Origin of the sequence: Clostridium tertium, from assembly GCF_017873245.1 — a bacterium.
In the GTDB taxonomy this organism is placed as follows: Bacteria; Bacillota; Clostridia; order Clostridiales; family Clostridiaceae; genus Clostridium; species Clostridium tertium.
The window spans coordinates 45,557-59,677 of the sequence record NZ_JAGGJY010000005.1 but is presented as its reverse complement, the minus strand read 5'-3'; the positions used below and the strand labels follow the sequence as shown (position 1 = coordinate 59,677).

The following is a 14,121-nucleotide window of genomic DNA, read 5'->3' as shown; positions in this document are numbered from 1 at the left end:
ATAACCAAATTTTACAATCTATATTGATTTAAAAAATAATATTTTATATAATATTAATATAAGGTATGCAGATGTGGCGGAATTGGCAGACGCACTAGACTTAGGATCTAGCGCCATTGGCGTGGGGGTTCGACTCCCTTCATCTGCACCATTAAAATATTTAAAATAATATGCGGAAGTGACTCAATGGTAGAGTGTCACCTTGCCAAGGTGAAAGTTGCGGGTTCGAATCCCGTCTTCCGCTCCAAAAGCTTTTTAAGAATATAATATATTTTTTAAAAGGCTTTTTATTTGCCGCTTATTAAGAATATATGTTATTTGATATAAAAGAAAGCTCTTAAATAACTATAGTTATCAAGTATTGCTTGGTAGTATAGTATTTAAGAGCTTTGTATATTTTATAAATCTAATTTAAAACTAAAGAAATTTAGTAAATCTATGCAATAAATAGTTAGTAGCTTGAATATAAAAGAACGTTTTAGCTAATATTAATACTATGGAAAAGACGTTCCAATTCAAGCTCTTGAAGCATAGCATATGAGTAGAGTTTACCGCCCATGAGGTTTTTAATTATATCTTCTTTAGAATAACCTTCTTTAAATAATTTAAGTTTTTTAATTAATTTTTTTAAAGAAGAATTAGACATTCCTAGAAGAGTATAAAGCTCCTTAGTAGTATAGTAATCTTTGGGTAATAACTTATAGAGTTTATCTTGTAATTCTAGTTTATACCTCAAATCAGTTTCTATACAGTTGTGAGGACCATTTTTTCCTCTATGGTGGTAGTTACAAAGATATTTATAATTTAACTTAATATCGTAGCCACCTTCGTGTTTATGAACTATATGATGAATATCCGCTGTTGCTCCACAAATTTCACAGTGGTACAAAGTCATGCCTCCTTTTTATATCTTTAATAATATTATATATTTTTTGGGATTAATAATCTACAATATAATAGTTTTTGTAATAGATAATATTTAGTATATTTAAGTTATATATAATAAAATTGTATATTTTTACTAAGTATAAGTGTAAAATTATATTATCAGAATATTGTAATGTAAAAGTGTTTAAACTTACTTTGTTATATTCTTTGAAAATACTTGAAAAGATGGTATAACATACTATATAATATATGTATAGTATATTATATTACTGAGCTGAAAGAAAGGTGATACAGTGAGACATAGCTATGATTCATTTGATTACTGGGAAGAATTGATTAATGAAAACAAAACAATAAGAGGACATATGTTTATGGATAAATTGCCTAATGAAAAAAGTATATATATCCATAGTTTAGTTTTTTGTAAGAATAACGGACTTAATAATACATGGTCATATTTTCCAAATGAGAAAATGTTATTAGGATATATTCAATATTCGTTTTTACAAGAGGCATTTTATAAATGGATATATGGAAAAGAAAGAATGGTTATTAGTATTCCAAACATTCCAGTAGAAAAAATAATCTTAGATGGAGAAAAAAATAAGAAAATATCTAAAGAAGAAGCAGATAATATGAGAAGGCATGTAAAAATGGTAAAGGATTGTTGGTCTTTGCCTAAGGATAAATTAATTAGAGCACTTCAAAGGTTTTCCAGGGACTTTAATAGAACCTGGTATGGAGATAACAGAGAATTTTTATACTTAAAAATTTTTAATACCCCAAAGGAGTTAGGGGAGTTTGTAGTAAATTCAAGCTATATGACAACAACTGAAAGGGAATTTAAAGATAGGATTGGTATAAGTATTTCTGAATGGAATAACATATGCGAAAGAGCTAATAAAAATAAGCGTGATGGCGAGAAATTTAGAGATATTTTATTAAAATCACTTACAGAAATAATTTAAGGGAAAATTTATTATTGACAGTAATAATTGTGGAATATATAATATTATTGTCAATAAAATTTGCGGGTGTAGCTCAATGGTAGAGCCCTTGCCTTCCAAGCAAGTTACGTGAGTTCGATTCTCATCACCCGCTCCATATGCGTTATTAGCTCAGTTGGTAGAGCACCTGACTCTTAATCAGGGTGTCCCGGGTTCGATCCCCTGATAACGCACCAAATAAAAAGAGATTACTATGTAATCTCTTTTTTGTATATATAAAAATAAAATAGTTTAAAAATATAATATATAATTTTTTTCACTCCAATGATTGAGAGTAAATTTACATAATGTTGAACACTTTAATTAAATGTAATTACAAAAAATAAAAGTGCACAAAGGCACTTTTATAAAGCATAAGGAGTGAGATTTTGAGATCCTATTTTAATTATTGACAATAAAATGGACTAATATTCAAATTATATGGATCAAGAAAAAATTTCATGTTGACAATGATAATCTAAATTGATACTATAATAATGCAAAATTTAAAAGTCTTATCAAGAGTGGTGGAGGGACTGGCCCTATGAAGCCCAGCAACCAAGAATTTTAATCGATTCTTAAGGTGCTAAATCCTGCAGGAAATCCTGATAGATAAGAGGCGAACTATAATTTTTTATATGTGTGATTAAAGCTTCTGTATTTCTGCAGAGGCTTTTTTATTTTGAAAGTTTACATTTTATAAAATAATTTATTATAAAAGGAGAGAAGAAGGCTTTGAAGAATAAAGGAAATGGACTAGCTTTAATTCCATTAGGAGTATTTTTATTAGTTTATTTAGGAACGTCAATAGTGGCAAAAGATTTCTATGCTGTATCTGTAATTGTCCCATTTTTAGCAGCTGCTTTAACAGCATTGATTATGAATAGAAAAATAAAATTTGATGAGAAAGTAGAAATTTTTTGTAAAGGTGCGGGAAACACTAATATTCTGCTTATGATAATCATATTTATATTAGCAGGAGCATTTGCGCAGGTAGCAAAAGATATGGGAGCAGTAGATTCTACTGTGAATTTAGGGCTTTCATTATTGCCAAGTAGTTTATTAATACCAGGAATATTTGTTATAGGATGTTTTATAGCTCTATCTATAGGAACATCTATGGGAACTATAGTTGCTTTGGTACCAATAGCTGTAGGGATAGCAGACAAAACAGGGATAGCAACTGCATTAGCTGTAGGGGCAGTAGTTAGTGGATCTATGTTTGGAGACAATCTTTCAATAATATCTGATACAACTATAGCTGCAACTAGAACTCAAGGGTGTGAAATGAAAGATAAGTTTAAAATGAACTTTAAAATAGTTCTTCCAGCTGCTATAATAACTGCATTAATATTTATGTTATTAACTAAAAATGCTGCAGTAATTAATTTAGAAGCACTAGAATTTAATTTATTTAAGATTTTACCATATATAATAGTTATAGTAACAGCATTGCTTGGAGTTAATGTAATAGTTGTTTTATTACTTGGAATTTTATCATCAGGAGTAGTTGGGTTTATATTTGGAAGTTTTGATATAATAGGATTATTCAATTCTATATCAAGTGGAATATCTGGAATGAGTGAACTTATAATAATTTCAATTCTTATAGCAGGAACTATAGAAATTATTAAATTCAATGGGGGAATAGACTTTATTCTTAATAAAGGATTAAAGAATTTTAAAAGCAAAAGAGGAGCAGAATATGGGATTGCTATGCTAGTAAGCTTAGTAGATATATGTACAGCTAATAATACAGTTGCAATTGTAACTGTGGGCCCAATAGCCAAAGATATCTCTAATGAATTTGATTTAGAACCAAAAAGAGTTGCAGGGATATTGGATATGTTTTCATGTGTATTCCAAGGAATAATACCATATGGAGCACAGCTAATATCAGCAGCAGGACTAGCAGCATTATCACCATTTGCAATAATGAAATTTTTATTTTATCCCTATTTAATGGGGATATGTGCTATAATAGCTATATACATACACTGGAGAAATAAATAAGGCTGTTGTAAAAATTAATATATAAACCAGAAAAAAAGTATGGCTTTCTTATGTGAGCCATACTTTTTTAGTGAAAGGGTGAAAGAGTTAAGGATGAAATTCAGACAAGCTGAATTTTTTTAATAGAATAATGATATAATTTATCCTAAGCTAAATTATTACCATAACTCTTTCACTCTTTCACTTTTAACTATTCACTTCTAACAAACATATGCTTTGTGAAGAGATTCCTTCTCCGTTTCCTGTAAATCCCAATCCTTCTTCTGTTGTTGCTTTAACATTAATTTGCATTAAATCTATGTTTAGCGCATTTGCTATGTTTTCTCGCATTTGTTGTATGAAAGGAGCCATTTTGGGTTTCTGAGCTATAATAGTAGAATCTATATTATTTATAGAATATCCATTATTTAATAGTAACTTTCCAACTTCCTCCAAAAGCTTTATACTTGAAATTCCTTTGTATTTTTCATCTGTATCAGGAAAATGCTTTCCTATATCACCAAGAGCTGAAGCACCGAGTAGTGAATCCATAATTGCATGGAGCAATACATCTGCATCTGAATGCCCAAGTAAGCCTTTTTCATAAGGAATCTTAACGCCACCTATTATTAAATCCCTTCCTTCAACTAAACGATGTACATCGTATCCTAATCCTATCCTCACTTTATCACCTCTAAATTAAGTATAGAATTATTTTACCATAAATATAGGTTTTATATTAAAGTTTATTTATGAGTATTATAATACTTTTTTAAAGGGATATACTTTGGAACTATTCTTTATCCTTTTCTTTTTAAATATTTTATTAATAAGGAGTTTTAATTTAATTTTAATCTTATAAATAAAATGTATAGTTCGTGAGGAAAGTTTCCTGCGTTTAAATACAAAATCTACATAAATTATTTTTCTATTCATAAGTTACTCCTAAAATATTAATAGACTATGAAAAAATATATATTATGGTAAAAGTCTCTAACTGTTTATGATATAATATATGATAAATTAGTATAAATGTTTATTGGGGGATGAGGGTTTTGAAAGAAAAGATTAGAAGAGGGATAGGCATTATTTTAATTATAGTTGGACTAGCTTTAATTGTATCAATTGTTTATAAAAAAATGGAGACATCAAAAAAACAAAAGGAGCTTCAAAATATTTTAGAGCAAGTTATAAGTGAAGATCCTGAGGATGGAAGTGAAGGCAAACAAGAAATATCAATTAATGGATATGAGCCTGTTGCTTTAATTGAAATTCCTAGTATAAATTTATCCCAAGGATTGGTTGAGGGAATAACAGATGATATTCTTCAGTATTACTTAGGACATTTTGAGACTTCAGTAAAACCGGGTGAAAAGGGGAATTTTGCAGTTGCAGGCCATAGAGTATCTGATTATTCAGAAGCATTTGTTAATCTATATAAGGTTGAGGCTGAAGATGAAGTAATAGTTAAAGCAAATAAAAAGGAATATATATATAAAGTGACTGAGAACTTTATAGTTGATCCAAGTAGAGTAGATGTACTTGATAATACGGACGATGCTACTATAACATTAATAACTTGTACAGTAGGAGCAAAAGAAAGAGTTGTAGTAAAAGGAAAGCTTGTAGAAACTAAAGATTTATAAAGTGGAGGAGAAGAATGAGTGGTTTTCAAAATGATAAATATAAATTTTCGACTAAATCTCCATCAAGTGTAACTTTGGATGATGCAATTGAAAAAAGAGCAGAAGAAATAGAAAGTTTAAAAGAAGAACTATTGACTTATAAAATACTTATAAAAGATTTGGCTCATGAATATCCATCTTACTCTATAAGAAATAAAATTTTGAATATAGCATATTTTATAATTGAAGATGTTGAATTATTTGATTATTTAAGTGAAACAAAGAAGTTTCCTATAAATAGACTTCTTAAAAGAACACCAGTTGAAAGAGAATTCTTACAAGCGTGGAGGGAGTATATTGTAGCATATGTAGTTATATTTTCTAATCCTAATTATAAATATTTACAAGAATATATACAAGTTGTAGAAGCAATAAATATTTTAGGGGTAGATGAAATCTCACAAATAATGCAAGTATCAGAACATAGAGGACTTATACTTAATAAAGGGTTTAAAAGTGCAATTATATTAACTTCAAAGGGTGAGTTTATAAAAGTTAAATCTGGAAAAGATAATAAAATAGGTGAAGATATTATTAGCACGGAAGGAATAAGTATAAAGAAATATAAACTTCAAATATCAATATTGCTAAGTTTAATTATAATTATTCTTGCTATAGGAGCATTTAGTTATAGAGCAATTGATAAAACTATAGTTATAGATGCCACTTCGGCTATAACACTAGAGGTAAATAAGTTTAATAGAATAATAGATTCTTATAGTAAAACAGAAAAAGGTACTAATATGTTAAGTGAATTAAAGGTAGATAATTCAGCTATTGATATCTCCATAAAAAGTATATTAGAATATGAACTTAACAATGATATGATTCCTGAGAATGGGATTATTATAACTGTTACTGGAAGCCAATTGAAATACGATGCTTTAGAAAAAACAGAGGAGTTCATTGAGGAACAAAAAATTCAAGTTAGATTTAATAACTCTGGGGATGAACATAAAGTAAGTCCTTAAGTTTTGTAAAGGTGATAGAAAATGAAGCAAAAGAATAATGAAGATAAATTTGTAATAATACATAATGATAGAGGCCCTGAAATAAGGCTAAATAAATTCATAAGTGAAACAGGATTTTGTTCAAGGAGAGAAGCAGATAAGTTAATCGAAAATGGTAGAGTAACTGTAGATGGAATAAAGGCAGTTATGGGAACTAAGGTTAAGGAATCAGCAGATGTAAAGGTAGATGGAAAGTCTATAAAGAAAGTAGATGAATTAGTTTATATAGCTTTAAATAAACCTGTAGGAATTACATGTACTACAGAAAAAAAGGTTAAAGGAAATATAGTAGATTTTGTAAATCATAAAAAGAGAATATTTCCAATAGGAAGGTTAGATAAAGATTCTCAAGGATTGATACTACTAACAAACGATGGAGATGTAGTAAATAAGATATTGAGGGCTGGAAACAATCATGAAAAAGAGTATATAGTTACTGTTGATAAGCCTATTGATGAAAAGTTTATAAAATCTATGTCTAGTGGTGTAAAAATTTTAGGAACAATAACTAAAAAATGCATTGTTACAAAAGAAAATAAAAATACTTTTAGAATAATTTTAACACAGGGTATGAATAGGCAAATAAGAAGAATGTGTGAAGCTTTGGGATATAATGTAGTTAAGTTGAATAGAATAAGAATAATGAATATAAATATAGAAAGATTAAAAATAGGAGAGTGGAGAAACTTAACTTCAAAAGAGCTTAAAGGACTAAATAATTTAATAAGTAATTCAGGTAAGACAAAGGAATTTGATTAATAAGAAGTCATAGATTCTAATATTATTAGTAATCTGTGACTTCTTTGTTATTAATTTGAGGTTTTTATTAAAAGGTATAAAAAGTTATCCACAGGCTTTAAAGTGGCTTTATTAAAGGGCTTGTCAAATTTATGGCGTAGAAAGTTATGGGAGATTCCAGTAAAAATCTGTATGTTACACACATAATCCACATGTCCATGTGGATAAGTTGTGTACACTATGTTGAAAGTAATGTTAATAATTATCCACACTACTGTAAATAATATAATATATAGATAATTATAAAAAATACTGAAAATTACTACAATTTATAGAAATAGGAGATATGGTATATGAAGAAGGCTATAAGATCAATAATAGGAATCATAATATTAATAAATCTTGTCCACATTTATCCACAGGGGATGTTGATAAAATTAAATGGTAACGCTGTCGAAAATCCAATACTTGTGGATAAAACTATTAAGGAATATACTGAATTTATAAATATAAATGTCGAAATTCCTCAAATAATTGGTTTAAGTAATAAAAATGGCGAAAAAGTTATCAACAAGGAAATATTAGATTGGACTACTATGTGGATAAAAGATACAAAGGATGTAAGTGAAGATTTTAAACCAACAGTTCCATATGAAATGAAAGCAAATTATAGTTTAACTAATGATAAAAAAATTTTAAGCTTCTATATAGATTATTATCAGTTTAGTGGTGGAGCTCATGGGATTACTACTAGGAAAACTTATAATGTAAGTATGGATAAAGGCGAAAAGCTACAATTAAAAGATTTATTTGATAAAGGGTATGACTATAAAAAATTTATAAATGAAGAAATACAAAAAGAAATTAATAAACATCCTGATTATTATTTTACAGGTAAAGAAGGGTTTCAAGGAATTAAGGATAATCAAAGCTTCTATATAAAAGACGGTAAATTAATAATACATTTTCCTTATTATGAAATAGCACCATATGCATTTGGTATGCCTGAATTTGAAATAAACACAGATTTAAAGTTATAAGATAAATATAAATTAATACTTTATTTAAAATATTTAAATAAACAAAAATATAAACAAGTTTTACATTAAAAACATTTTTAAAAATGAAAAAGGCAGAAATTCATCTTTGATGAATTTCCACCTTAATTGTCAATTATCCATTATCAATTGTTATTATGCTACTTTTCCAACTTCCTCTTTTTCATCAGAAGAAGATATATTAGTATGCTTTCTATCGTTAATAGCATCTCTTATAACTTTAACAGCTTGAATAATTAAAGTTGGTATAAATGCTAATAAGTAAATATAACCTACTTGAGATCCTGTTAAATCTGATACTTCGAATAAATTTTGTAAAAATGGTACAAATAGTACTGAATTTAAAAATAATAAACCTACTCCAAATGCTGCCCAGCTATATCTATTTGAGAATAAACCAATTGAGAATATTGATCTATCACCTCTACAGTTAAATCCATGGAATAATCTTGCTAAACAAAGTGTTGCAAAAGCCATAGTAGAAGCAACATTACTATCAGTTTTTAATCCTATATAGAAAGCTATTAAGGTAAATACTGCTATAACAAAACCTTCAGCTGCAACTTCATATATAAAATCTTTTGATAAAATAGATGAATTTCTAGCTCTAGGTTTATCTTTTAATAAATCTTTTTTAGATTTTTCCATACCTATTGCAATAGCAGGTAAACTATCAGTTAATAAATTTATAAATAATAAATGTACTGCATGGAATGGCATTGGTAAAGCCATTAATGAAGTATATAATACTGATAATATACCAGAAGTATTACCTGATAATAGGAACTTAATAGAGTTCTTTATATTCTTATAAATATTTCTTCCATTTGCTACAGATTTAACTATTGTTGCAAAGTTATCGTCTGTTAATATTACAGAAGCAGCATCTTTTGATACTTCTGTTCCTGTTATACCCATTGCTATTCCAATATCAGCTTGCTTAAGTGCAGGAGCATCATTAACTCCATCTCCAGTCATAGCAACTATTTCATTTTTTTCTTGCCATGCTTTAACTATTCTAATCTTATGCTCAGGAGAAACTCTAGCATAGACTGAAATATGTTCGATATTGTTTTTTAATTCTTCATCTGACATTTTATCAAGTTCTAAGCCTTCAATAGCTCTATCGCCATCTCTAAGGATACCTATTTGCTTTGCAATTGCTGATGCTGTTATCTTATGGTCACCAGTAATCATTACTGGTTTTATTCCAGCTGTTATACAATCTCTAACTGCTTCTGCAGATTCTACTCTTGGTGGATCTATCATTGAAATAAGACCCATAAATGTATAATTATTTTCATCATCTAAAGATAAATAATCTGGATTTGCAAATTCTTTATAAGCAAAAGCTAAAACTCTTAATCCGCTTTGTGATAATTGTTTATTTGCATTTATTATATTTTGCTTATCTTCATAAGTTATATCTCTTACACCTGTAGATGTTTTAATTTTTACAATTCTATCTAATAATACATCGAAAGCACCTTTAGTAAACATCAAGTTTTTATTATCAAATTTATGAAGAGTACTCATAAGTTTTCTATCAGAATCAAAAGGTAATTCAGCTAATCTTCCGTGAGATTTTCTTATTTCTATTTCATCTAAAGATAATTTATGACCTAAGTTAACAAGTGCAACTTCTGTAGGATCACCAATTTCAACACCATCTTTAGATGTAGAATCATTACATAAAATAGAACTATTTACTAAGTAGTTTGTAAGTTCGTCATTTAAATCTAAATCTTCTCCATCAATTAATTTATTATCAAGATAAACTTTCTTTACGGTCATTTTGTTTTGAGTTAACGTTCCAGTTTTATCAGAACAAATAACAGATACAGAACCTAATCCTTCAACAGCTCTAAGCTTTTTAATAATAGCATTTTCTTTTGCCATTTTTTGAGTTCCTAAGGCTAGTACAATTGTAACGATTGAACTTAAAGCTTCTGGTATAGCTGCAACGGCTAAAGCAACAGCAAACATAAGGGAATCTAACATAGGTGTTCCTCTGTATAAGCTAAGACCAAAAACTAAAACACAAATTACTAAAATTCCTATAGCTAATTTTTTACTAAAGTCATCTAAGCTAGCTTGTAGTGGAGTTTGCTTTTCCTGAGTTTCTTCCATTAAGTGAGCTATTTTACCTATTTCAGTATTCATTCCTGTAGCAGTAACAACAACTAAAGCTCTACCATAAGTAACTAAAGATCCAGAGAAAACCATATTTTTTTGGTCTCCTAAAGCTATTTCTTCTTTTTCTATTATATCAATAAATTTATTTACACTTTCAGATTCTCCAGTTAATGAACTCTCATTTACTTGAAGAGAAAAGTTTTCGATTATTCTACCATCAGCTGCTACCATATCACCAGCCTCTAATATTAATATATCTCCAGGAACAATTTCTTTAGACTGAACTTCAACTTTCTTACCATTTCTATAAACTTTTGCAGATGGCGAAGATAGCGCTTTTAAACTATCTAAGGATGCTTCTGCCTTAAAGTGTTGAACTGTACCTAAAATTGAATTAAGAATAATAACAGCAAATATAACTAAGGTACTTTCTAGATTACCTGTTGCTGCGGATATAATTGCAGCGATAATTAGTATAATTACAAGTAAATCTTTAAATTGGCTTAAGAAAACTTGCATTATAGTTTGTTTTTGTTTTTCAGTTAATTGGTTATATCCAAACTTGTCTAAGTTTTCTTTAATTTGATTTTCAGATAAGCCACTTTTAGATACATTAAAATTTTTTAATACTTCTTCATGGTGTTTTGAAAAAAACTTCTCCATAATAACTCCTCCAAACTTATTTAATAATAATATTTTGTGTTCTAATAAAAAAAATTAGCCTAGAAATATATGAGTCTATAAACAAAAAGAGACTCTTAATACAATTTTCACTTTATGAAAAACTGTATTAAAAGTCTCGTAACCAAGATGGTATATAACACCAGACCGATAGGCCGCGAATGTTGATGTTATATTTTTTACTACTCCCTCTTAATGGAAATATTTAATTATAAATTTATTTTAAATCTATTTTAAAAAAATGTCAATACATAAAAATTGTCTAAATAGGTAATAATAAATATAAAAAAATTGTCAATTTTAAAAATTTCACAAAATAAAAGGTAATAGCATAAGATATATCATAGTATTTACATGGAGTTGAAAGTTATTGATATACGGGCTAATATTAGCAGGAGGAAAAGGAACAAGACTTTATCCTTTATCGAGATCAAGTAAGCCTAAACAATTTTTGAAAGTAATAAATAACAAAAGTTTTCTCCAAAACACTGTAGATAGAGTTACTCCTTTAATTAAGAAGGAAAATATTTATGTGGTTACTAACAAAGAGTATAAGGATAAGATAAAAGTAGAGCTTGGAAATATAGATCCTAATAATATCTTTACAGAGCCACAGAACAAGGAAACCGCTACATGTATAGGTCTATCTGCCGTTAAGCTTTTAAAGAGAGATGGAGATGCAGTTATGGTTGTATTACCTTCTGATCATCATATAGAAAACGAGAAGGTTTATATAGAAACATTATCACAAGCTGTGGATATTGCAAATAAAAGACGGGGAATAGTAACACTTGGTATATCTCCAACAAGAGCAGAAACAGGATATGGATATATCGAGATGGGACCAAGAATACAATCATCAGAGATACCGACTTATAAAGTAGCTAGATTTACTGAAAAACCTAATGTGGAGGTTGCAAAAGATTTTTTATTAAAAGGAACTTATTTATGGAATTCAGGAATGTTTGTTTTTAGAGCAGATGTGATATTAAGAGAGATAGAAAAATATCTTCCTCAATTATATAAATCCTTAATGGAAATATATAAACACATTGGAGAAGATGATGAAGAAGAAGTTATTAATGAGCAATATTCATTAATAGATGGGATATCAATAGATTTTGGTGTTATGCAAAAGACAAGAAAGGCCTTCGTTATAAAAAGTGACTTCATATGGGATGACATAGGAAGTTTTTCAGCATTAAGCAGATATTTAGAAGAAAAGAAAGATAATAAAACAAGTAATAATGTATATCTGCAAGATAGTGAAAATTGTTCTATATTTGGAGATAAAAATCTAATAATTGGATTAGGAATAAAAGATTTAGTTATAGTAGATGCTGGAGATGTTATTCTTATAATGGACAAGAATAAGGATCAAGAAATAAAGCATTTATTAAGTGATCTGACTAATAAACCTGAATATGAAGACTACATTTAGAGTGAAATAGTGAAAAAGTTAAAAGTGAAAGAATTGTGTAAATAATTTAGACAAGCTGAATTATAAAATAGAGAAGTATGAGCTTCTCTATTTTATTTTGAATTTTTATATAAACATATTCTATTAAATTTATGATAAAATATACATATAATAATTATATTTAATTAAGGGGGATTGGATTTGGGTAAAGGAGTAAGCATTCAGTGTAAGAGATGTGATTACAGTGCTACATTATTTGAAGGTGTTGGGTTTAGGACTCAAGACTTCGAAGTATTTAGAAGAGAGCTTACTAAGAAAAGAAATGACAGCATAGATTTTATATTAAGTAGGAAAAAGATTAATAAGATAAGTTATTATAATGCATATGCCAAATGTGATAAGTGTGGAAATTTAACAGCAGTTCCTTATGTAGAAATTAAATATGAGGATAATAAAATTTTCAAATTAGAGTATAGTTGTGAAATATGTAAAAGTAAATATAAGTTAGTTAGTGAAGAAGAGATAGTTAATAGTAGATGTCCAATATGTAACTATGAACATTTACAAAATTCAGGAAGTATATTTTGGGATTAATATAAAAATATTAGTATTTATATATATATTCTTGTAAAGGTATTCAATTACTTTCTTGTCAAAATTAAAAGGAAATAATTTAACAATAAGTAGATAAATTATAATATTTATCTATCATTATAAAGCTACTATTATAAATAAGAGAGAGTATAAAAAACGGGAGGGGTTATATATGTTAAAGAAATTAGCTTCAGATGCATTAGGGCTAAGTGATATTGGTAAAATAATTGATAAAAAGGACTTTAATAAGGTGGATGCAGATGATTATATAATGCATGAGGATGGAGAACAAATATTTTTCCTTATAAAATCAAGAACTGATGAATATTGTTTTACTAATTTAGCTCTTATTCATGTAGATGGTACATCTGCTGTAAGCAAAAAGAGACTTGTAACTAGATATGATTATTATAAAAATACAATTAGAAACGTTGCTATAGAAACAGCAGGAACTATAGACTTAGATTGTGAAATTAAATTTGTTATTGGAGAAACTATTTTTTCTATAGATGTAGATAGAAATCAAATAGAGCAATTAAAGGACTTATATAAATCATTAATTAGAATATCTCATATAATACATGAAAATGATATTATGCTTAACAAATCAGAAGAAACATTAAAAATAGCCGCCAGTGCATGTGCATCAAGTAAAGTTGTTGAAGGTAATGTAGCTGAAATATTTAAAGATATAAATGAGTATGCATTTAATTGGACAAAGATAAATAGAGAAAATTATATTAAAAAAGATTTTACAGATGTATTTAAGAATTATATAAATAATTAGTATAAATAACCATGAACTTATTTTTTTATATTAAGTTTATGGTTATTTTTTAATATACTTATTTATTTAAGTTCAGATATTATTGATTTACGGGCTAAGTTAACTTAATAATACAGGTATAAGTTTGAAAATTATATTATATTTTT

At 27.8% G+C, this 14,121-nt stretch carries 12 protein-coding genes, 4 tRNA genes and 1 riboswitch; of the genes, 13 read left to right on the top strand and 3 right to left on the bottom strand.

Features of this window, described 5'->3' with window-relative positions; all coding sequences use genetic code 11:
• Positions 1 to 67 precede the first annotated feature (67 nt).
• Together J2Z25_RS07635 and J2Z25_RS07630 are read left to right on the top strand one after the other, a co-directional pair.
• Positions 68 to 151, top strand: a tRNA-Leu gene (locus tag J2Z25_RS07635).
• Between the two features lie 21 nt (positions 152 to 172).
• Positions 173 to 247 (top strand) — tRNA-Gly (locus J2Z25_RS07630).
• A gap of 231 nt (positions 248 to 478) precedes the next feature.
• On the opposite strand, the gene J2Z25_RS07625 is transcribed toward J2Z25_RS07630, so the two are convergent.
• Positions 479 to 895: an HNH endonuclease signature motif containing protein gene (locus tag J2Z25_RS07625; protein ID WP_209739491.1), complete on the bottom strand. Its 417-nt coding sequence runs from the start codon at positions 893 to 895 to the stop codon at positions 479 to 481.
• A gap of 286 nt (positions 896 to 1,181) precedes the next feature.
• Between J2Z25_RS07625 and J2Z25_RS07620 the strand changes: the two genes are divergently transcribed.
• The 4 genes from J2Z25_RS07620 to J2Z25_RS07605 all read left to right on the top strand — a co-directional run bounded on the left by J2Z25_RS07620 (position 1,182) and on the right by J2Z25_RS07605 (position 3,887).
• Positions 1,182 to 1,856 (top strand): hypothetical protein, encoded by a 675-nt coding sequence (locus J2Z25_RS07620; protein ID WP_209739489.1) that lies wholly within the window; start codon positions 1,182 to 1,184, stop codon positions 1,854 to 1,856.
• Positions 1,857 to 1,918: 62 nt separating this feature from the next.
• Positions 1,919 to 1,992: transfer RNA gene (locus J2Z25_RS07615), tRNA-Gly, on the top strand.
• A 3-nt stretch (positions 1,993 to 1,995) separates the two neighbouring features.
• Positions 1,996 to 2,071: transfer RNA gene (locus J2Z25_RS07610), tRNA-Lys, on the top strand.
• A gap of 315 nt (positions 2,072 to 2,386) precedes the next feature.
• Positions 2,387 to 2,493, top strand: a riboswitch (SAM riboswitch).
• Between the two features lie 116 nt (positions 2,494 to 2,609).
• Positions 2,610 to 3,887, top strand: coding sequence for a Na+/H+ antiporter NhaC family protein (locus tag J2Z25_RS07605; RefSeq protein WP_209739488.1), 1,278 nt, complete (start codon positions 2,610 to 2,612; stop codon positions 3,885 to 3,887).
• 186 nt (positions 3,888 to 4,073) lie between these two features.
• Here the strand turns inward: J2Z25_RS07605 and ispF are convergent, their stop codons facing one another.
• On the bottom strand, positions 4,074 to 4,550 hold the full coding sequence (ispF, locus tag J2Z25_RS07600) for a 2-C-methyl-D-erythritol 2,4-cyclodiphosphate synthase (RefSeq protein WP_008681019.1): 477 nt from the start codon (positions 4,548 to 4,550) through the stop codon (positions 4,074 to 4,076).
• Positions 4,551 to 4,921: 371 nt separating this feature from the next.
• Here ispF and J2Z25_RS07595 point away from each other — a divergent pair, with 371 nt between their 5' ends.
• The 4 genes from J2Z25_RS07595 to J2Z25_RS07580 all read left to right on the top strand — a co-directional run bounded on the left by J2Z25_RS07595 (position 4,922) and on the right by J2Z25_RS07580 (position 8,339).
• The gene (locus J2Z25_RS07595) at positions 4,922 to 5,512 is read left to right on the top strand and encodes a class D sortase (protein WP_209739486.1); all 591 of its coding nucleotides are present in this window, start codon (positions 4,922 to 4,924) and stop codon (positions 5,510 to 5,512) included.
• A gap of 14 nt (positions 5,513 to 5,526) precedes the next feature.
• Complete coding sequence (locus J2Z25_RS07590; protein ID WP_209739484.1) at positions 5,527 to 6,522, top strand: anti-sigma factor domain-containing protein; 996 nt, start codon at positions 5,527 to 5,529, stop codon at positions 6,520 to 6,522.
• Positions 6,523 to 6,543: 21 nt separating this feature from the next.
• Positions 6,544 to 7,320 carry a 23S rRNA pseudouridine(2604) synthase RluF gene (gene rluF, locus J2Z25_RS07585; RefSeq protein ID WP_008681014.1) on the top strand — a complete coding sequence of 259 codons (777 nt, stop codon included), beginning with the start codon at positions 6,544 to 6,546 and terminating at the stop codon, positions 7,318 to 7,320.
• Positions 7,321 to 7,652: 332 nt separating this feature from the next.
• A complete protein-coding gene (locus tag J2Z25_RS07580; RefSeq protein WP_209739482.1) occupies positions 7,653 to 8,339 on the top strand; it encodes a DUF3298 and DUF4163 domain-containing protein in 687 nt (228 codons plus the stop codon).
• Positions 8,340 to 8,492: 153 nt separating this feature from the next.
• Here the strand turns inward: J2Z25_RS07580 and J2Z25_RS07575 are convergent, their stop codons facing one another.
• The gene (locus tag J2Z25_RS07575; protein WP_209739480.1) at positions 8,493 to 11,156 is read right to left on the bottom strand and encodes a cation-translocating P-type ATPase; all 2,664 of its coding nucleotides are present in this window, start codon (positions 11,154 to 11,156) and stop codon (positions 8,493 to 8,495) included.
• A gap of 388 nt (positions 11,157 to 11,544) precedes the next feature.
• Here J2Z25_RS07575 and J2Z25_RS07570 point away from each other — a divergent pair, with 388 nt between their 5' ends.
• From J2Z25_RS07570 to J2Z25_RS07560, 3 genes are all read left to right on the top strand, one after another.
• Positions 11,545 to 12,615, top strand: a complete 1,071-nt coding sequence (locus J2Z25_RS07570) for a mannose-1-phosphate guanylyltransferase (RefSeq protein ID WP_008681011.1) — start codon at positions 11,545 to 11,547, stop codon at positions 12,613 to 12,615.
• Positions 12,616 to 12,795: 180 nt separating this feature from the next.
• Complete coding sequence (locus J2Z25_RS07565) at positions 12,796 to 13,188, top strand: hypothetical protein (protein WP_142419104.1); 393 nt, start codon at positions 12,796 to 12,798, stop codon at positions 13,186 to 13,188.
• A 172-nt stretch (positions 13,189 to 13,360) separates the two neighbouring features.
• The gene (locus tag J2Z25_RS07560; protein WP_209739478.1) at positions 13,361 to 13,975 is read left to right on the top strand and encodes a PH domain-containing protein; all 615 of its coding nucleotides are present in this window, start codon (positions 13,361 to 13,363) and stop codon (positions 13,973 to 13,975) included.
• Positions 13,976 to 14,121: the final 146 nt, after the last annotated feature.

What these genes read in the sequence shown, in the direction of transcription:
- J2Z25_RS07625 (WP_209739491.1), bottom strand. Translation starts at nt 895, where the DNA reads ATGACTTTGTACCACTGTGAAATTTGTGGAGCAACAGCGGATATTCAT.
- J2Z25_RS07590 (WP_209739484.1), top strand. Translation starts at nt 5,527, where the DNA reads ATGAGTGGTTTTCAAAATGATAAATATAAATTTTCGACTAAATCTCCA.
- rluF (WP_008681014.1), top strand. Translation starts at nt 6,544, where the DNA reads ATGAAGCAAAAGAATAATGAAGATAAATTTGTAATAATACATAATGAT.
- J2Z25_RS07580 (WP_209739482.1), top strand. Translation starts at nt 7,653, where the DNA reads ATGAAGAAGGCTATAAGATCAATAATAGGAATCATAATATTAATAAAT.
- J2Z25_RS07575 (WP_209739480.1), bottom strand. Translation starts at nt 11,156, where the DNA reads ATGGAGAAGTTTTTTTCAAAACACCATGAAGAAGTATTAAAAAATTTT.
- J2Z25_RS07560 (WP_209739478.1), top strand. Translation starts at nt 13,361, where the DNA reads ATGTTAAAGAAATTAGCTTCAGATGCATTAGGGCTAAGTGATATTGGT.